Below are 26,063 nucleotides of genomic sequence, written 5' to 3'. Positions count from 1 at the left end.
AGCGCGTCCTGCACGTAAAGTGCAGGACGCCTCTTGTTATATGGCGACTGCTTTTTGGCCGCGTGCAGGCAGCAGACGGACAATGGCAAGCAGGTAGCGAGCCGGACAAACCGGCATTTGCTTGCTATGGTTAGAACATCACACAGATTTTGTTAAGGAAGATTCCATGGCCGAGATTGCCATCGAACTGACCGGCATTGATAAGCGGTTTGGCGACGTGCATGCCAACCGGAATGTCAGCCTGACCATTTATCAGGGCAGCATTCACGGCATTATCGGTGAAAATGGTGCGGGTAAATCGACCCTGATGAGTATCCTTTACGGCTACTACCAGGCGGATAGCGGCCACATCCAGGTGCGCCAGCAGCCGGTGCATATCCGTAACAGTCATGATGCGATCCGTCTGGGGATCGGCATGGTGCACCAGCACTTCATGCTGGTCGACAACTTTAGCGTACTGGAAAACATCGTACTGGGGGCAGAGGGCGGTTTTACGCTGAAAAGCGGTCTGGACGCCGCACGCATCCATCTGAAACAGCTGAATCAGGATTACGGTCTGGAAGTGGACCCGGATGCCATTGTCGGGCAACTGGGGGTGGGTTTGCAGCAGCGGGTGGAAATTCTCAAGGCGCTGTACCGTGGTGCCGAAGTCTTGATTCTGGACGAGCCGACCGCCGTGCTGACACCGCAGGAGGCCGACCACCTGTTCCGCATCCTGCGCGCGCTGCGGGATCAGGGCAAAACGGTGGTCATCATTACCCACAAGCTGCGTGAAGTGATTGATGTGACCGACCGGGTCACGGTCATGCGCGCCGGCGAGGTGGTCGGTAACGTGATGACGGCCGATGTGGACAAAGAAGACCTGGCCGATCTGATGGTCGGGCGCAAGGTCAACCTGCAAGTCGAAAAGTCGACCCGGACCCCGGGCGAGGTCTTGCTGGACGTTCGCCATGTGTCGCTGAAAGACAAGCGGGGCGTGGAACTGCTCAAAGACATCAACCTGCAGGTGCGTGCTGGCGAGATCGTCGGCATTGCCGGGGTGTCCGGTAACGGGCAGAGCGAGTTACTGGAAGTGCTGGCGGGCATGCTACCGGCCAGCGAGGGGGAAATGCTGTTCAAGGGCGAAGACCTGTTTCGCCTGAAAGGACACCGCCCCAAACCGTCCATCCTGCGGGAAAAAGGTGTGGCCCATATTCCGGAAGACCGCTCACGGGAAGGGCTGGTCAAGACCTTCTCTGTCTTCGAAAACAGCATTCTGGGGTATCACCATGATAGGGATATCCAGAAAGGCTGGTTATACAACCGCACCGCATTGATCGAGAAAGCCAAGCGTTTTATCCAGCAGTTTGATATCCGCCCGACCAACCCTCTGCTGCGTGCCGGGCAGTTGTCCGGCGGGAACCAGCAGAAGGTGGTACTGGCGCGCGAGATCGACAGTAATCCGGATGTATTGCTGGTGGGACAGCCCACCCGCGGGGTCGATATTGGTGCCATCGAGCTGATTCACAAGCAGTTGGTGAAGCTGCGCGATGAAGGCAAGGCGATTTTGCTGGTGTCGGTCGAGCTGGATGAAATCCTGGCGTTGTCAGACCGCATTCTGGTCATGGCAGGTGGACGCATTACCGGTGAAGTACCGGCACACGAAGCCACCGCCACCGGGTTGGGATGTTTGATGGGAGGGGTACAATCTTGAAATTCGGACAACCGTCCACGCTGCCCCGCTGGGCGCAGCTGAGTGTTTTACCACTACTGAACCTGCTGGCGGCGCTGGCCATTACCGGGCTGGTGGTATGGCTGATTGGCGAAGACCCGTGGGAATGCCTGAAACTGCTGGTAGGCGGCGCATTCGGCTATGGCGAAGGCATCGGCTACACGCTGTTTTATACCACCGGCTACATTTTTACCGGTCTCTCGGTTGCCGCGGCTTTTCATGCCGGCCTGTTTAATATCGGCGGGGAAGGGCAGGTCTATATTGCCGGGCTGGGGGTATCGCTTGCTTGCTACGCTTTCGACAGTTTCATGCCCGCCGTGTTCATGGTACCGCTGACCATCATGGCCTCCATGCTGTTCGGTGCCGCCTGGGCTTTCATGCCGGGCTATCTGCAGGCCAAGCGCGGTAGTCACATCGTGGTGACGACCATCATGTTCAACTACATTGCCGCTGCGCTGATGGGGTACCTGTTTAACCGTGTGCTGATGGAAAAAGGCGGCACCAATACGGCCACGCGCGCCTTTGCCGAAGCGTCATGGATGCCGTCCATGCAGCAGATGGGCGGCTGGCTGGGGCTGACCTTGCCGAACACCCCGCTGAATGCCAGTCTGTTCATTGCACTGATCTGCTGCGTGCTGTTCTGGCTGGTGGTGTGGCACAGCAAATGGGGTTTTGAGCTGCGTACCGTGGGCACCAACGAGCAGGCCGCCCGTTTTGCTGGCATGAATGTGAGCAAGGTAGTGATTGTCGCCATGTGCTTTGCGGGGGCGCTGGCCGGGCTGGCGGCGGTGAACGAGATTCTCGGTTCTACCCATCGCATGAACATGACGTTTACCAACGGCATCGGCTTTGTCGGCATTGCCGTGGCCCTGATGGGGCGTAACCACCCGGTGGGCATTGTGCTGTCGGCCTTGCTGTTTGGTGCGCTGACCCAGGGCGGGCTGGATTTGTCGCTGGACAAACCGAACATCACCCGCGAGATGATCATTTTCATCCAGGGGCTGATCATCCTGTTCTGCGGTGCGCTTGAAAACCTGTTCGAGCCGTTTATTGCGCCGCTCTTCAAAAGGAAACCATGACCATGGATCTCCTCTTCAGTATTCTTGAGTCAACCTTGCGGGCCGCCACGCCCCTGATGCTGGCTTCGCTGGCCGGTTTGTTTTCCGAACGCTCCGGCGTGGTCGATATCAGTCTGGAAGGCAAGATTCTGGCCGCTGCGTTTGCCTCGGCCTCGGTGGCCTATATCAGCCATTCCCCCTGGATGGGCATGGCGGCCGGCATGGGCGTGGCCGTTGCGCTGGCCATGGTGCATGCCTTTGTCTCGGTCACCTACAACGGCAACCAGCTGATTTCCGGCATGGCCATCAACATCATTGCCTCCGGTCTGACACCCGTGCTGGGCCTGGCCTGGTTCCAGCAAGGTGGGAACTCCCCGCAGCTGGAAAGCGACATGCGTTTTCACGAAATCGCTTGGCCGGGTGTTGATGCCGTACGCGATATTCCGTTCATCGGCCCGTTCTACAGCCACCTGATTTCGGGGCATAGCATCATTGTCTATCTGACCTTCATCATCATCCCGGTCGTGACCTGGTTCATCTACCGCAGCCGGTTTGGCCTGCGTGTACGTGCCGTTGGCGAGAACCCCCACGCCGCTGATACCGCCGGCATCAGTGTGGCCCGAATCCGTTATACCGCGCTCTTCTGGGGCGGGTTGCTGTGCGGCATGGCGGGCACCTTCCTGTCGGTTTACCAGACAGGTGGCTTTATCCGCGAGATGTCCGCCGGCAAGGGCTTCCTGGCGCTGGCGGCGCTGATTTTCGGTAAATGGCGTCCGGTGCCGGCCGTGATCGGTTGCCTGCTGTTTGCGTTCTTTGATGCCATCCAGATCCGTCTGGAAGGTGTCTCGCTACCGATGGTGGGCGAAGTACCTTCGCAACTGATCCAGGTCATCCCCTACGTGCTGACCGTGCTGCTGATGGCCGGATTTGTCGGCCGGGCCACCGCGCCAAAAGCGATTGGCGTACCGTTCGTGAAATCGCGTTAGAACGCTGCTGCTGCATACGTACACACGCCCGCCATCGCGGGCATGTGTACGTGGTCTGACGCAACGGGGTAAGGATTACCCGTCACAATCAAACCGCAATTTCGTTCAATACCCCGTCTACTGCAGTCTCTACACTGGCCTCATTCCCTATCTGATGAGGTATGTCATGTCTGCGCTCTGGTTATCCATGTTTCTGTTCGCCCTGACGGGTGCCATTTCACCCGGGCCGGTGAACCTGATTGCGACGTCAGTCGGCGCCAGTGCCGGTTTTCTGCGTGCCATGCCGCATGTGCTGGGAGCAAGTCTCAGTTACGTGCTGATCGTGGCGCTGGCGGGGAGCGGCCTGAACCAGCTGCTAATCCGTTTTCCACAATGGTCGCAGGTGCTGCAATGGATGGGCGCTGTCTATTTGCTGTACCTGGCGGTCAGAATTGTGTTTGCGCCTTTTGCCGAGCTTACAGGGGATCAGGCGATGCCGGTGCCGACCATATGGCAGGGCGGGTTGGTGCAGGCACTCAATCCCAAAGCCTGGCTGGTCGCCATGTCCGGCGTCAGCCTGTTTGTCGCGGCTGATGTGCATCGCTGGGTGTTGCTGGCATTATTCTGCAGCATCTCGGGCGTGGTTTGTTTTGTCTCGGTTGCCACATGGGCAATGGTTGGGCGTATGATCAGGCAATGGCTGGCAACGCCAGCATGGCAGCGCGCATTTAATGGCGGGATGGGCTTGGCGCTGGCGGGATCGGTGGTGTCAATCTGGGTAGGTCATGGCTGAAGGGGGCGGGTGAATGCCGCATAACGATGCATTGTATTTCAAGCGTAGCAGCAGTTTGCCGGTGGTGGAGTTGCGCCGTGCCAACCATTCTGCCGCCTGTTACGATACCCATACGCATGACGAGTTTTCTTTTGGCGTGATCGATGCAGGCGAAGCCTGCTATACCAATCATGGGACGCCGCAACGGATTCATCAGGGCATGACGGTGCTGATCAACCCGGGAACGGCGCATGCCTGTAATCCGGACCGTGGGCAACGCTGGTCTTATCGCATGCTGTTTGTGGAGACCGCCTGGATGGCCCGATTGCAACAGGAAACCGGGCAAGCTGGGGCACAAGACTATATGCCATTTTCCAGAACCAGCCTGACCAGCCGTACGGCGCTAGCCGACTTCAATGCCTTGTATGCGGCCTTGCTGGAAGAAGGTAACCCGCTGGCAGCTGAATCGCAGCTGATCCATTTCTTGATGACACACGGTTTTACACAGATGGGCGATTCGCCGGTCCTGCAACTTGCGCCGAACCTGCGCCAGGCCCGCGAGCTGATCATGGACCAGCTGACCGACAACCTGTCACTGGACAGCATTTCCGAAGTAGCCGGTATTAGCCGCTATCATCTGATCCGCAGTTTCAAGCAACGGTTTGGCCAAACGCCGCATGCCTACCAGCTGGACCAGCGCATTAACCGGGCCAAGCATTTGTTGCGAAACGGAGAATCGATTGTCGCAGTGGCGCAGCAACTGGGGTTTGCGGACCAGAGCCACTTCCAGCGGCATTTCAAACGACGTCTGGCGACCACGCCCAAGCATTATCAGCAATCGTTTGTGGGGTAGGTTAGATGCCGTGGTAGCTGGCTATTGGTTTGCCAGTCCCACCGCCCGCAATACCAGCGCCACCACATCGTCGGTGGCCTGATCAAACCAGTCTTTGTCCAGGGCGGGTTGTGCGGTCATGACCCGGATCTGGGTCTCGAAATCGGCATAATGCTGGGTGGTGGCCCAGATCATGAACATCAGGGCTTGCGGATTAATCGTAGCCATTCTGCCGTCATCAATCCATTGCTGGATTCTGGCGGTACGGCTGTCAAACCACGGTTTGACCTCGTTGGTGAGGATATCCATCAGGTGAGGGGAGCCGGCAATCATCTCCTGAGCCCAGATTTTGGAACCCTGCGGACGGGTGCGGGACAGCGCCATCTTGACGCGGACATAGCCTTCGAGAGCGGTGGCCGGATCGTCGGTTTCATCAAACTTGACGGCCGCCTGATGCCACTCGTCAAACACGCTGTGCAGTACCTGACGGTACAGTTCTTCTTTGGTGCCAAAGTGGTAATGCAGTGTGGCTTTGGGAATGCCCGCCTGTTTGGCAATCAGGCCGGTGGTCGCGCCTTCGTAGCCTTTCTGGGCAAAAACGTCCTCTGCACTGGCCAGCAATGCAACGACCGGGTTTACTTTGACAACGGCAACAGGCATGTAATCCTCCACTGGAAGGCGGGCATTCTAAAGCGGTTCGGCCGACCTGTCACGGCCAGGCAGTCAACTGCCTTAGCCGTGTTGTTTGGTCCCGAAAATCTTGTCACCCGCATCACCCAGGCCCGGAATGATATAGCCGTGCTCGTTCAGGTGCGAGTCAATGGCTGCGGTGTAAATAGCGACATCCGGATGCGCATCCTGCACCGCTTTGATGCCTTCTGGTGCGGCGACCAGCACCAGGGCCCGGATTGACTTGCAACCCGCACGCTTTAGCAGGTCGATGGTGGCAATCATGGAGCCGCCGGTGGCCAGCATCGGGTCGATGATCAGCGCCATGCGTTCGTCCAGACTACCCACAAACTTTTCGAAGTAAGATTCCGGTTGCAGGGTTTCTTCGTTGCGCGACAAACCCACCACGCTGATCTTGGCGCTGGGGATCATGTCCAGTACGCCATCCAGCATGCCAATGCCGGCGCGCAGAATCGGTACCACCGTGACCTTCTTGCCCTTGATCTGCTGGATATCCACCGGGCCGCACCAGCCATCGATGGTGACGGTTTCCAGCGCAAAATCCTGGCTGGCTTCATAGGCAAGCAAACGGCCAATCTCGTTGGTCAGTTCGCGGAATTTTTTGGTGCTGATATCAGCTTCCCGCAGCAGGCCAACTTTGTGTTGAACCAACGGGTGTGCAACGAGATGGATGCCCATCGAATGTCTCCTGCAGAAATCCTGTCCAAATGGTCAGTGTATTTTACATGAGGTTGCCGCAGCGTGGGATGTTTGATGCAAATGGCGGGCAGGTGACGGGTTGAGGCGGAAGATACCGGCCCGTATACTTGGGTTCGTCTTGTTATTGAACTGGCGGTTTGTCATGCACATCACCCCTGTGATCCGTTTGGGTACGGTATCCGATGCCGAGGTACTGGCCGATCTGGCAAGGCGTACCTTTGTGGATACTTACGCGCATCTGAACACGCCGGAAGATACCGACCATTACATCCGGACCCATTTTGATGTCAAACAAGTCGCAGCAGAGCTGGCCGACCCGGATCATGTCTTTTTGCTGCTGTACGCAGCAGCGCAACTGGCGGGTTTTGCCCAGTTGATTCGCAAGCCGGTACCGCCGGCTGTACCGGCAGGGGCGCTGAATCTGTCGCGCTATTATCTTGACCGCCCCTGGCTGGGCAAGGGGCTGGCCCAACCGTTGCTGGATGCGGCCAAGCAGTCGGCAATGGCACAAGGGGCGAGTCATTTGTGGCTGACCGTGTGGGAGAAGAACCCGCGGGCCATCGCCTATTACCAGAAGTCAGGCTTTACATCCGCAGGGCTGATTCCGTTTACGGTGGGGCAGGATGTCCAGACCGATCACCTGTTGGTGCTGGCGCTTTCGTGACCCCGCCTCTGGCGGCCAAGCCGGCATGTCTTGATCGGATGATGGCGTGTTGTACCGCCAAACTACTGAAAACCTTGGAATTTTCCGCTATAATGCGAAGCATTCGAGGAGCGCTGCAAGGCTTTTTACGCCCTAGGCTCGCATTCAAACTGCGCTCACCTGTTAACCCGTGCCGGTCACGGGGGTGGGTGAGCATGCCCTCCCTGTCCGGCCACACTGTCTGGAGTTCACACTGTGGTCGCTACCTTTACTGATTACAAAGTTGCCGATATGAGCCTTGCCGACTGGGGTCGCAAGGAAATCCGTATTGCCGAAACCGAGATGCCCGGCCTGATGGCCATTCGCGAAGAGTTTGCCAGCCAGCAGCCTTTGCGTGGCGCGCGTATCGCCGGTTCGCTGCACATGACCATCCAAACCGCCGTGCTGATCGAGACCCTGGTGGCATTGGGGGCCGATGTGCGCTGGGCGTCTTGCAATATCTACTCTACCCAAGACCATGCCGCTGCTGCCATTGCGGCCAGCAACATCCCGGTGTTCGCTTACAAGGGCGAATCACTGGAAGCCTACTGGAACTTCACCCACCAGATTTTTGAATGGCCAGGCGAACAGGCCAACATGATTCTGGACGATGGCGGCGACGCCACCCTGTTGCTGCATCTGGGGGCTCGTGCAGAAAAAGACGCTTCTTTGCTGAACCACCCGGGCAGCGAAGAAGAAACCTTCCTGTTTGCCAGCATCAAGGCCAAACTGGCCCAAGACCCGACCTGGTACTCCACCCGTTTGAACCAGATCAAGGGCGTGACCGAAGAAACCACCACCGGCGTGCACCGCCTGTACCAGATGTTCGAACGTGGCGAGCTGAAATTCCCGGCCATCAACGTGAACGACTCGGTCACCAAATCCAAGTTCGACAACCTGTACGGCTGCCGCGAATCGCTGGTGGATGGCATCAAACGCGCAACCGACGTGATGATTGCCGGTAAAGTAGCCGTGGTGGCTGGTTATGGTGACGTAGGCAAGGGCTCTGCCCAGGCGCTGCGTGCACTGTCTGCCCAGGTATGGGTGACCGAAGTTGACCCGATCTGTGCCTTGCAGGCTGCCATGGAAGGCTACCGTGTGGTGACCATGGACGAAGCCGCCTCACAGGCCGACATTTTTGTGACCTGTACCGGTAACTTCCACGTGATTACCCATGAACACATGAAGGCCATGAAGGACCAGGCCATCGTTTGTAACATTGGCCACTTTGATAACGAAATCGATGTTGCCTCCATCAAGCAGTACACCTGGGAAAACATCAAGCCACAAGTTGACCATGTGATCTTCCCGGACGGCAAGCGCATCATCCTGCTGGCCGAAGGCCGCTTGGTGAACCTGGGGTGTGCTACCGGCCACCCAAGCTATGTGATGAGTTCTTCATTTGCCAACCAGACCATCGCCCAGATCGAGCTGTTCACCCGTACCGCCGATTACCCGGTGGGTGTGTATGTGCTGCCTAAACATCTGGACGAAAAAGTGGCCCGTTTGCAGCTGAAAAAGCTGAACGCCAAACTGACCACGCTGACCGATACCCAGGCACGCTACATCGGCGTGAACAAGGAAGGTCCTTACAAGCCAGAGCACTACCGCTACTAAGGCACCGCTAGCATTGGTGAAATGTCATCAGGCGGGCAGCGCCAACATGCGTTGCCCGCTGGCAAGGAAGTTATCATGACCCAACAACGTGTTTACAGTTTCGAGTTTTTCCCGCCCAAGACGGACGAAGGCATGGAAAAACTGCGCGTCACCCGTCGCCAGCTGGCCCAGTACAATCCGCATTTCTTCTCGGTCACCTATGGCGCTGGCGGTTCTACGCAAGAAGGCACCTTGCGTGCCGTGCGCGAGATCAAGGCCGAAGGCTATAACGTTGCACCGCACCTGTCCTGCATCGGCAGTACCCGTGACGGTATCCGTGAGCTGCTGAAAGGTTTTCAGCAAGACGGTATCCGCCATATCGTGGCGCTCCGTGGCGATTTGCCATCGGGCATGGCGGTGGCCGGCGAGTTCCGCTACGCCAACGAACTGGTGGCGTTCATTCGTGAGGAAACCGGCGACTGGTTCCACATCGAAGTGGCCGCCTATCCGGAATACCATCCGCAAGCCAAGAGCGCACAAGACGATATCAAGAATTTTGTACGCAAAGCCAGCGCGGGCGCCAACTCTGCCATCACGCAATATTTCTACAATGCAGATGCCTATTTTGCCTTTGTAGATGCCGTGCGTGAGCAGGGCGTGGATATCCCGATCGTGCCGGGCATCATGCCGATCAGCAACTTCAGCCAGTTGGCACGCTTTTCGGACGTTTGCGGCGCGGAAATTCCTCGCTGGCTGCGTCTGCGCCTGCAAGGCTATGCCGACGACGTGGCGTCTATTCGCTCGTTCGGTCTGGATGTGGTGACCGAACTGTGCGACAAACTGCTGGAAGGCGGTGCACCTGGGCTGCATTTCTACACCCTGAACCAGGCTGGTTTGGTATCCACCGTGTGGCAGCGTTTGGGTTTGTAAACAAACCGCTGCAGTTGTATCGGGAAATGGCAGACACGTGCAAACGTGCCTGCCATTTTTACTTTGGGGATGGCGTCTGTTTGCCATTTCAGCAAGATTTGATGAAGGGTCAGGTTTTGTTCACGGTGGATCTAGCGTTTTGTTTCTATAATGCAATTGATGCAGTTGGCAACAGATGTGCTGTAACTGATTAACAGACGGGATAGATACCCCATGATTGAACTGTATTACGCAGAAACGCCCAATGGTTTAAAAATCAAGATCATGCTGGAAGAAGTCGGACTGGCTTACAAAGTGATCCCGGTAAATATTAGTGAAGGGGATCAGTTTTCGCCCGAGTTTCTGGCTATTTCGCCCAACAATAAGATTCCCGCGATTGTCGATCATGAACCGACGGATGGAGCCGGGCCATTGGCGGTATTTGAGTCGGGTGCCATCTTGCTGTATCTGGCAGATAAGTTGAAACAACTGATCCCTATAGATCTACGAGGCCGGACAGAAGTGCTGAAATGGCTGTTCTGGCAGGTAGGGGGTTTGGGGCCAATGGCCGGCCAGAATGGCCACTTTTCCGTGTATGCACCTGAAAAAATCCCTTACGCCATCGATCGTTACACACGGGAGACCAGCCGCTTGTATGGCGTGCTCGACGAGCAGTTATGGGGGCGCGACTATATTGCGGGTGACTATTCAATTGCCGATATCGCGTGCTATCCATGGATTGTGCCATATGCAGCACATGGCCAGGATTTGACCCGTTATCCGGACCTGAAACGCTGGTTCGATAAGATGGCGGCACGGCCAGCAGTGATAAGAGCGTATGAGGGAACCACGCCAGCCTATCGCCGGGACAAACCCATGTCGGAGAAAGAGCGCGACATCCTCTTTGGGCAGGGGCAAGCGGACCGGAAAAAATCATAAAGTACGATTTACTGCCTTGGCTCAGGACATTTTTTTGATTACTTGCAACGCACTGGCTGCCATAGTGCGGTGTAGCAATTGTTAATTTGGTTAAAGCCCCGGGATTGAAGCCAGTGAATGCTCTATCATTGGCTCCGCTGCCTAACTGCATCAAACTATCCAAGAAGTAAATTCACATGAATCACAATCTACCCTCAGCAAAAGACATGCTGGTCTTTGGTAACCGCTCCATGGCGAGCATGGTATGGCATGGTTTAACGCACGATGCCTGCCGACAGGTGGCCGGGTTTGTCGTCAATAAGGCCTATGCCACGACAGGTCAACACGAAGGCTTGCCGCTGTATGCATTTGAAGACCTAGCCGATATTTTCCCTGATAACCGGCCCGAACTCATTATTCCGGTTGGTAGCGTGCATATAAATGGCATCCGGCGCAGTCTGTGCGAGCAGGCGAGAGCCTTGGGTTTTTCGCTAGGGTCTTATGTTTCCCGCAAGGCCAGTTATTTTCCGGATACGCCCATGGGCGAGCATTGTCTGGTATTCGAACATGCGGTAATCCAGTCTTTTGCCCGTCTTGGTTCGAATGTCGTGTTGCGGAGCGGTGCCAATATCGGACATCACAATGTGATCGAAGACCACTGCTTTATTGCAACCGGCGTGGTCACTGGCGGTAACGTCAGCATTGGCGAGCAGTCCTTTATCGGGTTAGGAGCCATTATTCGCGATGGCGTGACGATCGCACCCAGATCATTAATTGGGGCCGGGGCTGTTGTCTTGCGCGATACGGAACCAGATGGTGTGTATGTCGGTAACCCCGCAAGGAAGATTGCCAAAACCTCGCTGGAGGCGACCTCAGATGCAAGTTGAACCGGGCAAGCCGTTTGTCGTCAATCTGGCATGTACCGGGATAGTGCCAACCAAGGCCATGAATCCGAATATACCGGTGACGCACGATGAAATCATCGACGATGTTGGCCATTGCCTGGAACTGGGCGTGCAAATGTTTCATTTGCATGCCAGAGATGCGCAAGAATACCAGACGGATGACCCCGAGGTGTATGGACGGTTGATCGAGAGCATTCGTGCATTGCCGGGTGGCAAACAGGCCGTTTTGTGCGTGACCACCAGTGGCCGGTTAAAACATGAATTCGAATTCCGGTCGCGAGTGCTGGAACTGGATGGGGCCATGAAGCCTGATATGGCCAGCTTGACCCTGAGCTCGTTAAATTTTGCGCATTCCGTTAGCGTGAATACGCCCGCCGTGATCCGGCAGCTTGCTGAAAAAATGCAGCAAAAGCAGATCAAACCAGAGATTGAAGTATTTGACCTAGGGATGGTCAACTTCCTGAAAGTCTTGCAAAAAGAAACTCTGGTTGAAGGTACTGTGTATGTCAATATCCTGCTGGGTAACATGTTCTCTGCACAAGCCAGCCTGTTAGAGCTGGGTTGCCTGATGGCGGCATTGCCTGATGCAAGCATGGTCTCTGTAGCAGGCCTTGGCAAGTTTCAGCTACAGGCTAATATGCTGGGATTGATGTTTGCTGACGGTGTGCGTACAGGACTGGAAGATAATCTCTGGCTGGATGGTACACGGCAAACATTTGCCTCTAACGTGGATTTGGTCAAGCGGGTATTGCGCCTGGCTGACGAACTGGAACGCCCCTTGCTAAATGCTACTGATCTTCGATTGTCTTTGGGCCTGAGCACTGCTGATGGTCAATCATGAAAGCGCGTAAACCGATTTATGTGGCTCGTCCTACATTACCGCCGCTAGAAGCGTTGTTGCCCCATCTTGAAACCATATGGGATTCCCGCATTTTGACCAATATGGGTGAATTTCATCAGCAACTTGAACAACAGATAGAAGCGTATCTGGATGCGGGGCCAGTAACCTTGACCTCCAGTGGGACCGTGGCACTGGTCATGGCCTTGAAGGCATTGGAAATCACGGGTGAAGTCATTACCACACCATTCAGTTTCGCCGCGACGGCGCATGCGATTGACTGGGTGGGTTGTACCCCAGTGTTTGTGGATATTGAAGCAAACGGTTTTAATCTGAACCCTGCTTGCATTGAGCGTGCCATTACCGATAAGACCAGGGCGATTCTGGCCGTCCATTGTTTTGGTGTGCCTTGCAATACCGTGGAGATACAACGGATAGCGGACAAGCATGGCTTGAAGGTGATTTATGACGCCGCTCATGCATTCGGTGTCAGATCGTCTCCCAATGTCATCCGGCATGGTGACTGCACGGTATTCAGTTTTCATGCGACCAAACTCTTCAGTACCATTGAAGGCGGGGCGGTGGTTTGCCACTCCGCTGCTACAAACGACTGCTTGGCACTGCTAAGGAATTTTGGCATAGTGGATGAAAGTACCATTGCCTGTGCCGGCACCAATGCAAAACTCAATGAAATCTGTGCTGCCATTGGCGTATTGCAACTGGCTGCCCTGGACCAGAACATGGCGCGGATGAAGGCCGTGCATATGGCCTATCAGACGCATCTCAAGGGCGTGCCAGGCCTGACTACTCTGACCTATCCGGAAGGTGTCGAGCCCAACTATAGTTACTTTCCCATTCTGCTGGGCCCAGATTTTCGGTGCGCGCGTGACACGCTGCATCATGAACTCAAACGGCAAAACATCCATAGCCGCCGTTATTTTTCTCCACTGCTCAGTGAAGCATCGCCCTATTGTGACCGTCCCGCATGCACGCCGTTTGGCATGCCAAATGCCAGACGTGTTGCCGACAACGTCATATGTCTGCCAATGTACCCGGACTTGTCGATGGAAGATATTGTGGACATATGCAGCATCATTAAGGATAACTAGCCGCGCTGAGCATGCTCGCTGGCAGGCCAGATGATTGAGGGATTGTCACGCCATCTCGCAGATAATCGTCTATGCTGTTGAGTATAGTTATTTCCCTTGATGCCAAGCCGAGGTCCTCATGTCTGAATTATTCGGTTCTGATGCGTTTGCGCCCAAAGAAATTGCCGCCAGGGTGGAGTCTATCGGGGTGGCAAAGGCGAGGCTGCCGTTACTGACCATGCTGATGCTAAGCGTGCTGGCCGGGGCATTCATCGGATTGGGGGCGTTGTACTTTACTCTGGTGCGGTCGGATGCGTCGCTGGGGTTTGCCGTCAAGCAGGTGCTGGGTGGCGTGTGCTTTTCGCTCGGGCTGATTCTGGTGGTGATTGCCGGAGCCGAGCTGTTTACTGGTAATAACCTGCTGGCGATGGCCTGGGCAGCACGCAAGATATCGACACTGGCGTTGCTGCGCAACTGGACCATTGTCTGTCTGGGGAACTGGATTGGCGCCATGGGGCTGGCATTGCTGGTGTTCTGGTCTCACCATGCTGACATGAACAATGGCGCGATTGCACACGAGTACCTGAAGATTGCCACTGCCAAAGTGAGCATGCCGTTCTGGACCGCCTTCTTCAAAGGCGTGATGTGTAATGTGCTGGTCTGCATGGCGGTGTGGATGACGCTGGCCGGCCGTAGCGTGGTAGACAAAGTGCTGGTGATTATCTTCCCGATTTCTGCCTTTGTGGCGGCGGGTTTTGAGCACAGCGTGGCCAATATGTATTTTATTCCGCTGGCGATGTTGCTCCAAGGGCCGGAGCCGGCATCGGGTATGGTACTGATTACCTGGGGTGGGTTCTTCAGCAATATGCTGCCGGTGATTCTCGGCAATATTCTGGGTGGCAGCGTGCTGGTCGGATTGGTGTATTACGTGATCTACCTGCGCCAGGAACCGGTCTAAGTCCATGGCGCGGCAGAGGCGCCGGAGGGCGTTGCCTCCGGCATGCGGCAAAGATCAGATTTCGCCCAGTGCAACATTGCGTTTCAGTACCTTGGTCAGTACCAGGTAATACACTACACCCAGTCCCAGCCAGATCAGGCCCAGCTCTTTGGCAGCCCATTCCATTTCATAAATCACATACATGATGATCAGCAAGCCGATGACCGGGAACACCAGGTGTTTGACCAGATCGGTCGATTTGTTGCGGATCACGTGATGATTGATCACCGAGACATGCAGCAGCAGGAAGCCCATCAAGGCGCCAAAGTTGACCAGCCGGCTCAGGTTGGCAATCTGGCCATCAAAATACACGGCAGCCACGACTGACACCGCTGCGACCACAAAGGTACTGACATACGGGGTTTTGAAGCGCGGGTGGATTTTGGCCAGGATGGATGGCAGTTTACGGTCGCGTGCCATGGAGTACATGATGCGGGCCACGGCCGACTGGGCTACCAGTGCGTTGGCAATCCCCCAGGACAAGATGGTAGACCATAGCGTAACTTGTTTCAGCCAGTTGCCGCCCGCTACAGAGGCGGTATCGTAAAAGGCAGTATCCAGGTTGGTAAACTTGAGCCCAACCGCCAGTTCGCTGGCAATCCAGGTTTGCAGGATGAACAGCACGCCAACGGTCAGCAGTGCCCACATAGAGGCCTTGCCCACGCTGTCTACGCCGTCTTTGCTTTCTTCTGACAAGGTAGAGATCCCGTCAAAGCCCAGGAAGGACAAGACGGCAATCGACACCGCGCCAAATACCAGCGACAGGCTGAAGTTGGCCGGATCATACCAAGGCTTCATGGTCAGGCCGTGTCCATGCTCGCCGTACAGGGCGATCAAACCCATGACCACAAAAATGGCCAGCACGATAATTTCGGCCACCAGAATGTAGCGGTTGGCTTTGGCTGCCAGCTCAATGCCCAGCAGGTTAATGACGGTATTGATGCCGATGAAAGCAACAATCCAGACCCAGCTCGGTACACCCGGAACGGCGGATGCCAGGGCGGCCGCACTGACAATGTACAGCAGCGACGGGATCAGGATGTAATCCAGCAGGATCAGCCAGCCGGCAAAGAAACCGACGGTTTCATGAATGCCGCGCTGCGCATAGGTATAGACAGAGCCGGCCACCGGGAAAGCCTTGGACATGGACCAATAGCTCATGGCAGTGAAGAACATCGCCACCATCCCGATCAGGTAAGCCAAGGGCACCATGCCTTTGGTACCATCCCATACGGCGCCAAACACGCCAAACGGGGCGATTGGTACCATGAAGATCATCCCGTAGATCATCAAGTCCCAGACGCTGAGCGTCCGGTGCAATTCTTGTTTGTAACCAAACTGTTCAATCGACATCAGTATCTCCCTCTGATTGGATTAGAGTTGTATGTCCAGTTGCCGGGCAACGGATAGGGGTAATGCAAAACGGCAGGTTTTTTGCGGGTCGACTACCTGGCAAATCTGCAGGTCACCGCAAATACTCAGCAGACTGACGGCTTCTGACAAACTGAGCCGGGTATGACGGGTAATGAAGCCGGCCATGTTCCGTGCTGCCATGTTGGCGGCATCGTCCAGCAGCTTGGCAGAGGCGATGGTGTAGATGGCATCTGCGGTTTTTACCATCGGGGTCGGTAGGGCACGCTCCTTGATGACAGACAGGCGTACGGTAACCTTGCCCTGGATTTCCAGGCCGCAGACCGAGACTTCGCCGTCACCCATGGCGGCGTGCAGGTCGCCCAGCGCAAACAGTGCGCCATCCACATTCACGGGCAGATACAAGGTTGCCCCCTCGGCAATCACCTTGCAGTCCATGTTGCCGCCGTGCGCATCCGGGATGCCGCACGATACCGGTTCTCCGGCGGGTGCCGTGCCGATCACGCCGATCATCGGTTTGATCGGCCATTGAACGCCACCAGGCAACAGGGCCATGCCGTCCGTGATGGGGACAATATGGATTTCCGGACCGTGGTGCATGTCGCCGGTCACGCCCAGATTTGGCGCGGTGACCATCACGGCTTGCTGCGCCACGTCAATTTTCTGGATCTCTACACACAGCACATCGCCAGCCTTGGCTTCTTCCACATAGACAGGGCCGGTGGCCGGGTTGATCCGCCCCCAGTCCAGTTCGCCAAAAGGCGTGTCAGTGGTCTGAATCTGGTCACCAAAGCAGTCACAGGTTTCAAGCTGTACCACAGTGCCAGACTTGACCGTGACCACTGCCGGGTTTTCGCGCGACATGGCGTAGACGCTGTCTGTTTTTTGTACAAAAACCGTCATGTGAACTCCTCTTTTTAACAGGCATGAACATCGATTTTCATTCCATTCAATTTAATTCTTAAACAGAACGAACTAAATTGAATGGGGATTGTATACTAAGTTCGCAAAAGAAGAAGTAAAATTTAATCCAAATGATTGATTTAATCGGATACTGCAACAGCTGGTGGATTATCGGGGGGGCAAAGTGATGTCCGGTCCCCGGACGGGGTGGTGTATATACGCGGTGACTGGCAGCGCTTTAAGCTACAAGGGGATGGGTTAGGCGTCGTGATCTTGCAAAAAGGGGGTGGCGTACGCGCAGATAGTCAAAGCTAACACCCGGTTTGCACTGGTGCACAGTGCTCCGGCATGTGGTGGCGGATGTAAACGAAGCTGTTATGTTGTGCTTCGGCCCGCAGACTGCAACGGCGGGGTTCTGCGCTTGACCGGCGAGCTTTTGACAATCGAAGTGGCGGTCATGGCGATGGTTGAAAACCCGTCCAGGATCTCATCCAGCTCGGTAATATCGCGCAAGACCAGTCTGGCAATGAAGCAGTCTTCGCCGGTGACCTTGTCGCATTCGGTGATGTTTGGGGTATCGATGATCTGTTTTTCCAGGGCTTTTAGCTGCCCCGGCAAGGGTTGCATCCGGACGATGGCCTCCAGCGTGTAGCCCAGCGACTTGATGTTCAGTACCGGTACGTACGCTTCGATCACGCGCTGTTCTTCCAGTCGCTTCAGGCGTTCAGACACACTGGGGCCGGACATGTTGAGCGCTCTGGCCAGATTGGCCAGGCTGGTGCGGGCATTCCGTTGCAAGGCCGTTAGCAGGGTAATGTCTATCCAGTCCATCATCTTAGGTAATTCCCTTTTTTTACCGACAGAAACAATGTAATGAATTCTTTTCGCCTTGTAAATTGAATTTAAAAGCGTGATGTGTGCTTGTAAACTAAATCCAGCTAAATGACCGGAGTAATCAGGGATGGAAAAGCAACAACGAGGTGCAGTGATCGAGCTGATCATTGCCATGTGCCTGTCGGGTACGATCGGCTGGTTTGTCACCGAATCCAGGCAGCCAGTATGGAATGTGGTATTTGCCCGCTGTGTGGTGGGCTCGCTCGGGCTGGCGGCTTATATCAGCCTGACGGGGCTGTGGCGTGCGTGGCACTTCAATGCCCGCAGCCTGCTCTGGTGCATTGCCGGCGGTTTGGCGCTGGTGGCGAATTGGCTGCTGCTGTTTAATGCCTATCTCTACAGTTCGATTGGTCTGGCGACGGTGGTATATCACACCCAGCCGTTCTGGCTGCTGCTGCTTGGGGTACTGCTGCTGGGAGAAAAACTCACCCGCCAGAAATTGCTGGCGTTGGCGCTGGCGTTTGCCGGCCTGCTGCTGATCGTGTTGCCGGATACGCACATGGCCCTGAAAAACTGGCAACTGGGTAGCCTGCTGGCGCTGGGGGCGGCCATTCTCTATGCCGTGACCACCATCATTACCAAACAGCTGCCCAAAGACTTGCCGCCACACCTGATTGCGCTGGTGCAGACACTGGTCGGGGCGGTACTGCTGTTCCCGATGCTCGACAGCGGCAGTGCGCTGCAGATTGGCAACCATTGGTACTATCTGGCCATACTGGGCCTGGTCCACACCACGGGGATGTACATTTTGATGTATGCCGCGTTCCGCAAACTGCCCACGCACCTGATCGGGGTGATCGGGTTTATTTATCCGGTGGTGGCGATGCTGGTGGATTATGTGGCGTATGGCCGGGTGCTGGGCTGGCTGCAGCTGGCGGGCATGGTGCTCATCATCGGCAGCAATGCCTTTGTGTTAAACCGTGCGAAATGAATCGCACGGTTTAACCGGCTAACCTCACGGGCGCTGCTTGAAGAAGGTTACGGGCGCCGTGTAAGGGATGTCTGACGGCGGCGGGGATTTGAGCACGTGCTTTTTCATCTTGCCCATCACATGCATTTCGCAGGGGCGGCATTCAAACTTCAGGGTATAGGTTTCGTCACCGGTCTTTAGCGTCATCGGGTCGGCACGAACCTGGCCCATGACGCCCTTGATGCCTTTGGCCTGTTTCGGACACAGGTTATAACTAAACCGCAGACAGTGCTTGGTAATCATCAGCGATACCTCGCCAGCCTCTTCATGCGCTTCGTAGGCGGCCTCGATGACCTCTACGCCGTGTTTGCGATAGAACTGCCAAGCCAGCTGGTTGTACACATTGGCCAGATAACTGAGGCTGGTTTCCGGGTAGGCGACTGGCGGCTCGATGGCCGCTTTGCGTGCCGGACGCATCCAGGCGGTCAGCCGCGCGGTTTCAAGTTGCTCGATGGCGTCACGGCGCAGGCCGTTAATGATGGCATTGGGTACAAACCAGGGCTGGGACAGCTGCAAATCAATATGGACGGGGCTGAACATGGTGTTGCCCAGTTTGCCCAGGCTGTCTCTCAGGTTAGCGTCGGCCTTCTGTGCATCCTTGGCCGCTGCCAGCGGGTGCTCCACACGGGCAGTCGCGGTACAGCCATCTGCATCGGTCACGGTCAGCGCCAGCCCGGTGGGTGTTTCGCCCAGTCTTAGCCAGACATCTACCCGGCGTTCGGCCGATTTCTTCAGCAAGGCCAGTTCCCAGGCATGGTCGCGGTTGCGGCTGATATCGGTGCCCGGTTTGAGTCCGTTCAGGACGCTCAGGTCATTCGGGACGACGCGCCAGACGGTTTGCCCGTCTTCGGTGCTGCCGGTTTTCTGGACGGTGTTGACCTGAACGCCAATCACCTCGCGTTTTTTCATGAAATTGATGCCGTCACCATTGCTCATGGGCTCTGTGGTGGCAATGTCCAGCCAGTCTTTGCCAACCTTGTGGACGGTGCCCAGCTGCACGCCGACGAATTTGGGCGAGTCAAAGGCGCCAATGTCTTCCTTGCGGCCAGTGGCAAAATAATCCGTGCTGCCGCGGTGAAACGTCTTGTCCGGATTGGGGGTAAAGAAAATCTCGCTGCGGCCGCTGGACGCCGGTGCCAGTTCCGGGCGCCGCGTCATGATCTCGTCCAGCAGCAGGCGGTAGTGGGCGGTAATGTTCTTGACGTAGCTGACGTCCTTGTAACGCCCCTCGATTTTCAGCGAGCGGACACCCGCATCCAGCAGGGCTTCCAGATTGTTGCTCTGGTTGTTGTCCTTCATCGACAGCAGGTGTTTATCGAATGCCACCACGCGGCCCTGATTGTCTGTCAGGGTATAGGGCAGACGGCAGGCTTGCGAGCAATCTCCACGATTGGCGCTGCGACCGGTATCTGCGTGGCTGATATAGCACTGGCCAGAAAACGCTACGCACAAGGCGCCATGGATGAAGTATTCGATGGTCGCTGCGTCACCCACCATGTCGCTGATCTGGCGAATTTGCGGAATGGTCAGCTCGCGCGCCAGTACCACTTGCGAGAAGCCTGCATCGGCCAGGAAACGGGCTTTCTCAGGGGTGCGAATGTCGCACTGGGTTGACGCATGCAGCTGGATGGGCGGGAGATCCATGGCCAGAATCCCCATGTCCTGGACGATCAGCGCATCCACGCCGGCATCGTACAGTTGCCAGATCAGCTTGCGGGCCGTCTCCAGCTCGGCATCGTGCAAGATGGTATTAAGGGTGGCAAAAATCCGTGCGTGGTAACGGTGGGCAAACTGGACCAGCCCGGCAATGTCTTCTACGCTGTTGCAGGCATTATGCCGCGCGCCAAATGAAGGGCCGCCAATATACACGGCATCGGCGCCGTGCAGGATGGCCTCTTTGCCGATATCGGCCGTTTTGGCCGGGGCTAACAATTCAACTTGGTGCGGTAACAGACTCATGACGGGCTCGGGGTCGCGTTTTTTATCGAGCAGAATTATAGCGAAATCAGTGGGTTGGAGCTATTGCGGCATTCAAAATGCCCGCTTGGCGATGGGAGTTTCATGCTTAATTGGAGATATTTTGACCGTTTTATTTGACAGGGCATAGAATGGTTGGGTGGCTGTGGTGCGGTGGGCGTCACCGGGAGGACATACTGGCACACATGACACGGCAGCAACCAAACGCTCTATCAACAATTAGAAGGAGAAGCATATGAGTGGATCTGCACGCAGTACCATCTGGTTTCGACTGGCGGTTATCTATTTTGCTGTGGCGGTGACCCTTGGTGTTGGCATGGGCGCGAGTGGGGATCATCACCTGATGCCTGTACATGCCCACCTGAATCTGCTGGGATGGGTTTCGATGACCCTGTTCGGCCTGATTACCCATCGCTTTCCAGCAGTGGGAGAGGGCAAGCTGGCGCTATTTCATTTCTGGGTTTACAACCTGAGCGTCCCGGTCATGATGGTGGCGCTTACGCTCCGGATGAATGGCATGGTGGCCATTGAACCCTTGCTGGGGCTGACCTCCGGCATTACCTGGCTGGCCGTGATGGCCTTTGTGATTCAGGTACTGACCAAGGCCAAATCCTGAGCCTTGCCTCATCGAGACTACAAAAACACAACGGCTGAACTGCAAGGCTCAGCCGTTGTGTTTTGCATTTCACCGGATGGTTATACTTGTTCCAGTGCCAGCAGTTCGTCTACGGTCTGGCGACGACGGATCAACCGGTCGGCATCACCATCCACCAGCACTTCGGCAATCAACGGACGGGTATTGTAATTGCTGGACATGGAAGCCCCGTAGGCGCCCGTATCGTGGAAAATCACCAAATCCCCGACGTGCGCCGCCGGCAAGGAACGCGGCGTGACTACGCCACCGTCTTCCTGTGTAAAGACGTCACCAGATTCGCATAATGGCCCGGCCACCACCGTCGGTTTTGCCGGCTTTGTGATTCCGTCCGCAGGGACAACGGTAATGCCATGGTAGCTGCCGTACATGGATGGGCGCATCAGTTCATTAAAACCGGCGTCTACCAGCACAAAATGATTATAGCCGGCATCTTTGACGGCCCGGACCTCGGCCAGCAGGTTGCCGGATTCGGCCACCAGATAGCGGCCTGGCTCGATTTCCAGCGAGACCGGATGACCCAGCAGGGTGGCAATCTCGCGGCGAGCCGCATCCCACAGGCCAAAGTAGTGCGCCGTATCCACCGTGGCATCGCCTTCCTTGTAGGGAATGGACAGCCCGCCACCAGCAGAAATGGCATGCAGGTCATGTCCGGCAATCTGGGTTTTACGTACCAGTTCTACCATGGCGCCGCACACTTCTTGCAGATGGTCATAATCCACCCCGGAGCCAATGTGCATGTGCAGGCCGACCAGTTTCAGTCCGTGTCTGGCAATGGCAATCAGTGCCGCAGGCAAGTCTGTGTGCCAGATACCGTGTTTGCTATGTTCACCGCCGGTATTGGTCTTGTTGCTGTGCCCATGGCCAAACCCCGGGTTGATGCGCAACCAGACCCGATGTCCAGGAGAGGCTTTGCCCAGTTGCTCCAGCATGTCGATCGAACCGGCATTGACCGGAATATCGTGCTCGATCACGGTGGCCAGTGTGTCACGGTCGATCAGGTCGGCCGTAAAGACGATGCCGGACGGTTCGCCCTTGGCATCAAAGCCGGCAGCCAGTGCACGCAGGATTTCGCCACGGGATACGGCATCCACCTTGACACCCTGTTCGCGCATCAGGCGCAGAATATGGGTGTTGGAGCAAGCCTTTTGCGCAAAGCGGATGGTATCAAACTGCTTGAGTTCATGAATGCGCTGGCGGATCACGGCGGCATCATAGACCCACAGCGGGGTTTGATATTGGTGCGCAAGTGCAGACAGGCGTTGTGTGTTCGGGGTTTGCATGACTTCTTCCTTTACATTCTGACCGCTATCATGAGGCAAGCAGTTAATTCAGTAAAATGCTATTATTTTTAGTGTCTATTCATTTTTGATATGGAATAACAGTGAGTATCCAGCACCGCCACATCGAGGTTTTTCGCGCCATCATGACCAGTGGCAGTGTGACCGAAGCTGCCGTTCTCTTGCATACCTCGCAACCCACCATCAGCCGCGAACTGGCCCGGCTGGAATACCTGCTAGGCTTCAACCTGTTTGATCGCCTCAAGGGGCGTCTGGTACCAACCGCACGGGCGCTGACGCTGTTTGAGGAAGTACAGCGATCCTATATCGGACTGGAGCGCATCATGGATACTGCCACCAGCCTGTCCCGGCAAGAGGGCGGTGCCTTGTCCGTGGTGTGCCTGCCGGCGTTTTCCCATGCCTTGCTGCCGGCGGTTTGCAAGCGTCTGCATCGGCAACTGCCCACTGCCCGAGTCACCATCACCCCGCAGGAGTCGCCACTGCTGGAAGAATGGCTGTCCATGCAGCGTTTTGACGCGGGCCTGACCGAGCACGATGAAGCCCCGCCCGGGACGCGGCTGATACCCTTGCTGAATGCTGACGAAATCTGTGTATTGCCGGATGGTCATCCGCTCTTGGAGAAATCCATACTGACCCCGGCCGATTTTGCCGGACACCCGTTTGTCAGCCTGGCCGTGACCGACCCCTACCGGGTGCAGCTGGATGCAGTCTTTGCAGCTGCGGGTGTGACGCGGCAACTGCTGTGGGAAACCCCAAGCGCCGTGTCGGTTTGTGCGCTGGTGGCGCAAGGGATCGGGGTGTCGATTGTCAATCCGCTCACTGCGCTGGCCATGTCAGGGCAGGGGCTGCAGTTGCGCCGCTTTTTAGTATCAATCCCGTATCGTGTCAGCGCCGTGTTGCCGCAATTCCGGCCCTCCGCCGCGCTGACAGAGACCTTCATGCAATTGCTTCAGGCAGAGCTGGCAGACATTCGCCAGCGACTGGATGTACTATAGCGTCATGCAAAACGCATGCAATTCTCGTGCAGCTTGCCAACCGGACAGGAGCGACATCATGAAACTCGGCTATACCATTGTGTATGTGGCAGATGTACCCACCTCTATCGGCTTCTTTGAAACTGCTTTTGATATCCCGCGCAAGTTCTTGCACGAATCCGGCATGTATGGTGAGCTGGACACAGGCGAAACCACCTTGTCGTTTGCCAATCATGCCTTGGGGAAAATGCATTTTCCCGCCGGCTATGTCGCGGCGGATGCTTCTGCCCTGCCGCTGGGCATGGAAGTGGCGCTGGTAACTGAAGATGTCGCTGCAGCGCACCTGAAAGCGGTCGCCGCCGGCGCTAGCTCGCTGTGCGAGCCGGAGTCCAAACCGTGGGGACAGGTGGTGTCGTACGTGCGCTGCCCGGACGGGCTGCTGGTAGAGCTGTGTACGCCGGTAAGCGCCTAAACGGACACCGCCACCAGCTCCAGTTCTACCGTCGCATTCTTGGGCAACTGATACACGCCGATCGAGGTACGGACATGCGCACCGGCCTCTTCGCCAAGTACAAAATACAGGATGTCTGAGGCACCATTGGCGACTTCGCTCTGGCTGGTAAAGTCTGCCGACGATTGTACGTAAACGGTCAGTCGCAAGATACGCTGGATATGGTCCAGAGAGCCCAGGTGCTGGCGCAGCAGGGCCAACGCCCGCATCACGCAGATACCGGCGGCTTTCTGTGCCACGGGCAGAGCCACGTTGCGTCCGGCAGGGCCGGTAATCACGACCTTGTCTCCTACACGGGGAATCTGCCCGCTGATATACACATCGTTGCCATGCTGCAGCACCGGGGTGTAATTGCCGCCTATCTTGATCTCGCCATCAAATTCATACCCCAGTTGCTGGGAGACTTGCTGGAATCTGCTTTCACGGGTAACAGGCATGCGATGACTTTCTCTTGGATGGCCAGATCAGGTAAATGGTAGAAACAAAAACAGCCAGCCGGTTTCTACCCGTCTGGCTGTCGATTGTACTGCAATTCCGCACGCTGGCGGCTATAGCTTAGTCAACTATCGCTTAGTCAATATACTCGAAGTAACCGGTCACCACTTTTTTCACGCCACTGGTCGTGCGAGCCACTTCTACCGCGTCTAGCGCCTCCTGGTGTTTAACCAGCCCCATCAGGTAGACCACTCCGTTTTCCGTGACGGTTTTGACGTGGTTGGCAGAGAATTTTTTCGAGTCTACCATCCGTGCCTTGACCTTGGAGGTGATGTAGCTGTCGTTGGCGCGAGAGCTCAGGCTGCTGACCGGACTTATCGCCAGTTCGTTGAAGACGTAGCGTACATTGGGGACACCCTTGACGATACGTTCGACTTCCTGGCGGGTTGCTGCATCAGCTGCTTCGCCGGTAATCAGCACCTGACGGTTAAAACTGATCACGTTGGCATGGACCACCTTGCTGCCAAATTTGCCGGAAATGCGGGTTTCGGCCTTGTCTTCGATGCCTTCGTCTTCCAGCTGGGCACCCGTCGTGCGACGGTCTGTGGCAGACATGGCACCAACCGCGACACCGGTAGCCACCACTGGCAAACAACCGGACAGCAGAGGTACCGACAAGCTCGCCAGCAAGACAACGGCCAGGGTTTTAGCAGAAAAATCAGTACGTTGGATCATGTTTCTACTCCTAATAACAGGCAATCAATGGCATCGCACAGGGTATGCACAATCAGCATGTGCATTTCCTGTATCCGCGCGATACCGGAGAGCGGGATATTCAGTAACAAATCACTATCGGTTAGCTGGCGCGCCAGTTCTGCGTCCTCACGTCCGGAGATCACGATGACACGCATGCCCCGTTCATGGGCCGCTTCTATGGTCGCGACCAGGTTGGCGGGACTGCCATGACTGGCAAACACCACCAGTACATCATGCGAATGGGCCAGTGCATGGGTTTGCCGTGCCATGCTGAATTCAAACCCCTGGTCTGCGGCAATGGCCGTCAGGGTAATTGGCGTGGCGCCCAGTGCAATGGCAGCCAACCCAGGGCGGTCGTGTTCCAGGCGGTTTAACAGCAGGGCCGCCGTATATTGTGCCATGGCGGCAGAGCCACCATTGCCACAGGTTAATACCTTGCCATCCTGCATCAGGCTTTCGACCAGAAGTTCGGCGGCCATGGCAATGGGAGTGGCCAGGTGTTCTGCCAGCCAGTCAGCAGCTTGCTGGCTGTCCTGGCATTGCTGCTGAATACGAGAGATTAAATCCATGAATGTCTTTTAAAACGTCTTGCGGCGCATCTTATCACGCTGCCAGCTGTAGGTAAGAGGGGGCGTCAGGCCGTTAAGTTCCTTTGCGTA

General features: G+C 56.1%; 27 protein-coding genes and 1 riboswitch. Of the genes, 17 read left to right on the top strand and 10 right to left on the bottom strand.

The features are described 5' to 3' along the window. The first annotated feature begins 166 nt into the window (after positions 1–166). The 5 genes from F552_RS0115535 (at position 167) to F552_RS0115515 (ending at position 5,359) form a co-directional block, all read left to right on the top strand. Positions 167–1,693 (top strand): ABC transporter ATP-binding protein, encoded by a 1,527-nt coding sequence (locus F552_RS0115535; RefSeq protein ID WP_018152683.1) that lies wholly within the window; start codon positions 167–169, stop codon positions 1,691–1,693. Further along, entirely contained in the window at positions 1,690–2,790 is a 1,101-nt protein-coding gene (locus F552_RS0115530; RefSeq protein WP_018152682.1) for an ABC transporter permease, read from the top strand. Before F552_RS0115535 ends, F552_RS0115530 begins: the two co-directional genes overlap by 4 nt. Before the next feature lie 2 nt (positions 2,791–2,792). Then, a complete protein-coding gene (locus F552_RS0115525; protein ID WP_026182800.1) occupies positions 2,793–3,755 on the top strand; it encodes an ABC transporter permease in 963 nt (320 codons plus the stop codon). Between the two features lie 166 nt (positions 3,756–3,921). Then, on the top strand, positions 3,922–4,527 hold the full coding sequence (locus F552_RS0115520; RefSeq protein ID WP_018152680.1) for a LysE family translocator: 606 nt from the start codon (positions 3,922–3,924) through the stop codon (positions 4,525–4,527). 13 nt (positions 4,528–4,540) lie between these two features. After that, positions 4,541–5,359: an AraC family transcriptional regulator gene (locus F552_RS0115515; protein WP_018152679.1), complete on the top strand. Its 819-nt coding sequence runs from the start codon at positions 4,541–4,543 to the stop codon at positions 5,357–5,359. A 21-nt stretch (positions 5,360–5,380) separates the two neighbouring features. On the opposite strand, the gene F552_RS0115510 is transcribed toward F552_RS0115515, so the two are convergent. Together F552_RS0115510 and upp are read right to left on the bottom strand one after the other, a co-directional pair. Further along, the gene (locus tag F552_RS0115510; protein WP_018152678.1) at positions 5,381–5,998 is read right to left on the bottom strand and encodes a TetR/AcrR family transcriptional regulator; all 618 of its coding nucleotides are present in this window, start codon (positions 5,996–5,998) and stop codon (positions 5,381–5,383) included. 72 nt (positions 5,999–6,070) lie between these two features. Next, positions 6,071–6,706 carry a uracil phosphoribosyltransferase gene (gene upp, locus F552_RS0115505; protein ID WP_018152677.1) on the bottom strand — a complete coding sequence of 212 codons (636 nt, stop codon included), beginning with the start codon at positions 6,704–6,706 and terminating at the stop codon, positions 6,071–6,073. Between the two features lie 163 nt (positions 6,707–6,869). Here upp and F552_RS0115500 point away from each other — a divergent pair, with 163 nt between their 5' ends. The 8 genes from F552_RS0115500 to F552_RS0115460 all read left to right on the top strand — a co-directional run bounded on the left by F552_RS0115500 (position 6,870) and on the right by F552_RS0115460 (position 14,621). Further along, positions 6,870–7,391, top strand: a complete 522-nt coding sequence (locus F552_RS0115500; protein WP_018152676.1) for a GNAT family N-acetyltransferase — start codon at positions 6,870–6,872, stop codon at positions 7,389–7,391. Between the two features lie 100 nt (positions 7,392–7,491). Next, positions 7,492–7,555, top strand: a riboswitch (S-adenosyl-L-homocysteine riboswitch). A gap of 70 nt (positions 7,556–7,625) precedes the next feature. After that, positions 7,626–9,026 carry an adenosylhomocysteinase gene (gene ahcY / locus F552_RS0115495; protein ID WP_018152675.1) on the top strand — a complete coding sequence of 467 codons (1,401 nt, stop codon included), beginning with the start codon at positions 7,626–7,628 and terminating at the stop codon, positions 9,024–9,026. 75 nt (positions 9,027–9,101) lie between these two features. Beyond that, on the top strand, positions 9,102–9,935 hold the full coding sequence (gene metF, locus F552_RS0115490; RefSeq protein ID WP_026182798.1) for a methylenetetrahydrofolate reductase [NAD(P)H]: 834 nt from the start codon (positions 9,102–9,104) through the stop codon (positions 9,933–9,935). Between the two features lie 213 nt (positions 9,936–10,148). Then, positions 10,149–10,853 (top strand): glutathione S-transferase N-terminal domain-containing protein, encoded by a 705-nt coding sequence (locus tag F552_RS0115480; protein WP_018152672.1) that lies wholly within the window; start codon positions 10,149–10,151, stop codon positions 10,851–10,853. A 176-nt stretch (positions 10,854–11,029) separates the two neighbouring features. Then, entirely contained in the window at positions 11,030–11,719 is a 690-nt protein-coding gene (locus F552_RS19600) for an acetyltransferase (protein WP_083917531.1), read from the top strand. After that, positions 11,709–12,578, top strand: a complete 870-nt coding sequence (locus F552_RS0115470) for a beta-keto acid cleavage family enzyme (RefSeq protein WP_018152670.1) — start codon at positions 11,709–11,711, stop codon at positions 12,576–12,578. Before F552_RS19600 ends, F552_RS0115470 begins: the two co-directional genes overlap by 11 nt. Further along, positions 12,575–13,684, top strand: coding sequence for a DegT/DnrJ/EryC1/StrS family aminotransferase (locus F552_RS0115465; protein WP_018152669.1), 1,110 nt, complete (start codon positions 12,575–12,577; stop codon positions 13,682–13,684). Before F552_RS0115470 ends, F552_RS0115465 begins: the two co-directional genes overlap by 4 nt. Positions 13,685–13,802: 118 nt before the next feature. After that, entirely contained in the window at positions 13,803–14,621 is an 819-nt protein-coding gene (locus tag F552_RS0115460; protein WP_018152668.1) for a formate/nitrite transporter family protein, read from the top strand. A 54-nt stretch (positions 14,622–14,675) separates the two neighbouring features. Here F552_RS0115460 and F552_RS0115455 read toward each other — a convergent pair whose 3' ends face one another. The 3 genes from F552_RS0115455 to F552_RS0115445 all read right to left on the bottom strand — a co-directional run bounded on the left by F552_RS0115455 (position 14,676) and on the right by F552_RS0115445 (position 17,768). Further along, positions 14,676–16,013, bottom strand: a complete 1,338-nt coding sequence (locus F552_RS0115455; protein ID WP_018152667.1) for an APC family permease — start codon at positions 16,011–16,013, stop codon at positions 14,676–14,678. A 21-nt stretch (positions 16,014–16,034) separates the two neighbouring features. Then, on the bottom strand, positions 16,035–16,934 hold the full coding sequence (locus F552_RS0115450; RefSeq protein WP_018152666.1) for an acetamidase/formamidase family protein: 900 nt from the start codon (positions 16,932–16,934) through the stop codon (positions 16,035–16,037). Between the two features lie 375 nt (positions 16,935–17,309). Then, on the bottom strand, positions 17,310–17,768 hold the full coding sequence (locus F552_RS0115445; RefSeq protein ID WP_018152665.1) for an Lrp/AsnC family transcriptional regulator: 459 nt from the start codon (positions 17,766–17,768) through the stop codon (positions 17,310–17,312). Positions 17,769–17,895: 127 nt separating this feature from the next. Here F552_RS0115445 and F552_RS19595 point away from each other — a divergent pair, with 127 nt between their 5' ends. Continuing rightward, on the top strand, positions 17,896–18,759 hold the full coding sequence (locus tag F552_RS19595) for a DMT family transporter (RefSeq protein WP_018152664.1): 864 nt from the start codon (positions 17,896–17,898) through the stop codon (positions 18,757–18,759). Between the two features lie 24 nt (positions 18,760–18,783). Here the strand turns inward: F552_RS19595 and F552_RS0115435 are convergent, their stop codons facing one another. Continuing rightward, entirely contained in the window at positions 18,784–20,757 is a 1,974-nt protein-coding gene (locus F552_RS0115435) for a peptidase U32 family protein (RefSeq protein WP_018152663.1), read from the bottom strand. A gap of 253 nt (positions 20,758–21,010) precedes the next feature. Here F552_RS0115435 and F552_RS0115430 point away from each other — a divergent pair, with 253 nt between their 5' ends. Beyond that, the gene (locus F552_RS0115430; protein WP_018152662.1) at positions 21,011–21,391 is read left to right on the top strand and encodes a hypothetical protein; all 381 of its coding nucleotides are present in this window, start codon (positions 21,011–21,013) and stop codon (positions 21,389–21,391) included. Positions 21,392–21,471: 80 nt separating this feature from the next. On the opposite strand, the gene lysA is transcribed toward F552_RS0115430, so the two are convergent. Then, positions 21,472–22,710 carry a diaminopimelate decarboxylase gene (gene lysA, locus F552_RS0115425; protein ID WP_018152661.1) on the bottom strand — a complete coding sequence of 413 codons (1,239 nt, stop codon included), beginning with the start codon at positions 22,708–22,710 and terminating at the stop codon, positions 21,472–21,474. Between the two features lie 101 nt (positions 22,711–22,811). Between lysA and F552_RS0115420 the strand changes: the two genes are divergently transcribed. Together F552_RS0115420 and F552_RS0115415 are read left to right on the top strand one after the other, a co-directional pair. After that, a complete protein-coding gene (locus tag F552_RS0115420; RefSeq protein ID WP_018152660.1) occupies positions 22,812–23,723 on the top strand; it encodes a LysR family transcriptional regulator in 912 nt (303 codons plus the stop codon). 58 nt (positions 23,724–23,781) lie between these two features. Further along, positions 23,782–24,174: a VOC family protein gene (locus F552_RS0115415; RefSeq protein WP_018152659.1), complete on the top strand. Its 393-nt coding sequence runs from the start codon at positions 23,782–23,784 to the stop codon at positions 24,172–24,174. On the opposite strand, the gene F552_RS0115410 is transcribed toward F552_RS0115415, so the two are convergent. The 3 genes from F552_RS0115410 to F552_RS0115400 form a co-directional block, all read right to left on the bottom strand. Further along, positions 24,171–24,650, bottom strand: a complete 480-nt coding sequence (locus F552_RS0115410) for a RidA family protein (RefSeq protein ID WP_018152658.1) — start codon at positions 24,648–24,650, stop codon at positions 24,171–24,173. The two genes, F552_RS0115415 and F552_RS0115410, sit on opposite strands and share 4 nt — an antisense overlap. Before the next feature lie 133 nt (positions 24,651–24,783). After that, positions 24,784–25,383, bottom strand: a complete 600-nt coding sequence (locus F552_RS0115405; protein ID WP_018152657.1) for a BON domain-containing protein — start codon at positions 25,381–25,383, stop codon at positions 24,784–24,786. Next, positions 25,380–25,973 carry an SIS domain-containing protein gene (locus F552_RS0115400; RefSeq protein ID WP_018152656.1) on the bottom strand — a complete coding sequence of 198 codons (594 nt, stop codon included), beginning with the start codon at positions 25,971–25,973 and terminating at the stop codon, positions 25,380–25,382. Before F552_RS0115400 ends, F552_RS0115405 begins: the two co-directional genes overlap by 4 nt. Positions 25,974–26,063 lie beyond the last annotated feature (90 nt).

The organism is Leeia oryzae DSM 17879, from assembly GCF_000376945.1.
GTDB lineage: Bacteria > Pseudomonadota > Gammaproteobacteria > Burkholderiales > Leeiaceae > Leeia > Leeia oryzae.
This window is presented reverse-complemented; position numbering and strand designations above follow the sequence as displayed.

Bases quoted from the DNA above. Each gene is read 5' to 3' on its own strand.
- F552_RS19595 (WP_018152664.1), top strand. From the start codon at position 17,896: ATGGAAAAGCAACAACGAGGTGCAGTGATCGAGCTGATCATTGCCATG.
- F552_RS0115470 (WP_018152670.1), top strand. From the start codon at position 11,709: ATGCAAGTTGAACCGGGCAAGCCGTTTGTCGTCAATCTGGCATGTACC.
- F552_RS0115460 (WP_018152668.1), top strand. From the start codon at position 13,803: ATGTCTGAATTATTCGGTTCTGATGCGTTTGCGCCCAAAGAAATTGCC.
- F552_RS19600 (WP_083917531.1), top strand. From the start codon at position 11,030: ATGAATCACAATCTACCCTCAGCAAAAGACATGCTGGTCTTTGGTAAC.
- F552_RS0115435 (WP_018152663.1), bottom strand. From the start codon at position 20,757: ATGAGTCTGTTACCGCACCAAGTTGAATTGTTAGCCCCGGCCAAAACG.
- F552_RS0115500 (WP_018152676.1), top strand. From the start codon at position 6,870: ATGCACATCACCCCTGTGATCCGTTTGGGTACGGTATCCGATGCCGAG.
- F552_RS0115415 (WP_018152659.1), top strand. From the start codon at position 23,782: ATGAAACTCGGCTATACCATTGTGTATGTGGCAGATGTACCCACCTCT.
- F552_RS0115410 (WP_018152658.1), bottom strand. From the start codon at position 24,650: ATGCCTGTTACCCGTGAAAGCAGATTCCAGCAAGTCTCCCAGCAACTG.
- F552_RS0115450 (WP_018152666.1), bottom strand. From the start codon at position 16,934: ATGACGGTTTTTGTACAAAAAACAGACAGCGTCTACGCCATGTCGCGC.
- F552_RS0115465 (WP_018152669.1), top strand. From the start codon at position 12,575: ATGAAAGCGCGTAAACCGATTTATGTGGCTCGTCCTACATTACCGCCG.
- F552_RS0115515 (WP_018152679.1), top strand. From the start codon at position 4,541: ATGCCGCATAACGATGCATTGTATTTCAAGCGTAGCAGCAGTTTGCCG.
- metF (WP_026182798.1), top strand. From the start codon at position 9,102: ATGACCCAACAACGTGTTTACAGTTTCGAGTTTTTCCCGCCCAAGACG.
- F552_RS0115405 (WP_018152657.1), bottom strand. From the start codon at position 25,383: ATGATCCAACGTACTGATTTTTCTGCTAAAACCCTGGCCGTTGTCTTG.
- F552_RS0115525 (WP_026182800.1), top strand. From the start codon at position 2,793: ATGGATCTCCTCTTCAGTATTCTTGAGTCAACCTTGCGGGCCGCCACG.
- F552_RS0115400 (WP_018152656.1), bottom strand. From the start codon at position 25,973: ATGGATTTAATCTCTCGTATTCAGCAGCAATGCCAGGACAGCCAGCAA.
- F552_RS0115480 (WP_018152672.1), top strand. From the start codon at position 10,149: ATGATTGAACTGTATTACGCAGAAACGCCCAATGGTTTAAAAATCAAG.
- lysA (WP_018152661.1), bottom strand. From the start codon at position 22,710: ATGCAAACCCCGAACACACAACGCCTGTCTGCACTTGCGCACCAATAT.
- F552_RS0115430 (WP_018152662.1), top strand. From the start codon at position 21,011: ATGAGTGGATCTGCACGCAGTACCATCTGGTTTCGACTGGCGGTTATC.
- F552_RS0115455 (WP_018152667.1), bottom strand. From the start codon at position 16,013: ATGTCGATTGAACAGTTTGGTTACAAACAAGAATTGCACCGGACGCTC.
- F552_RS0115520 (WP_018152680.1), top strand. From the start codon at position 3,922: ATGTCTGCGCTCTGGTTATCCATGTTTCTGTTCGCCCTGACGGGTGCC.
- F552_RS0115535 (WP_018152683.1), top strand. From the start codon at position 167: ATGGCCGAGATTGCCATCGAACTGACCGGCATTGATAAGCGGTTTGGC.
- F552_RS0115510 (WP_018152678.1), bottom strand. From the start codon at position 5,998: ATGCCTGTTGCCGTTGTCAAAGTAAACCCGGTCGTTGCATTGCTGGCC.
- upp (WP_018152677.1), bottom strand. From the start codon at position 6,706: ATGGGCATCCATCTCGTTGCACACCCGTTGGTTCAACACAAAGTTGGC.
- F552_RS0115445 (WP_018152665.1), bottom strand. From the start codon at position 17,768: ATGATGGACTGGATAGACATTACCCTGCTAACGGCCTTGCAACGGAAT.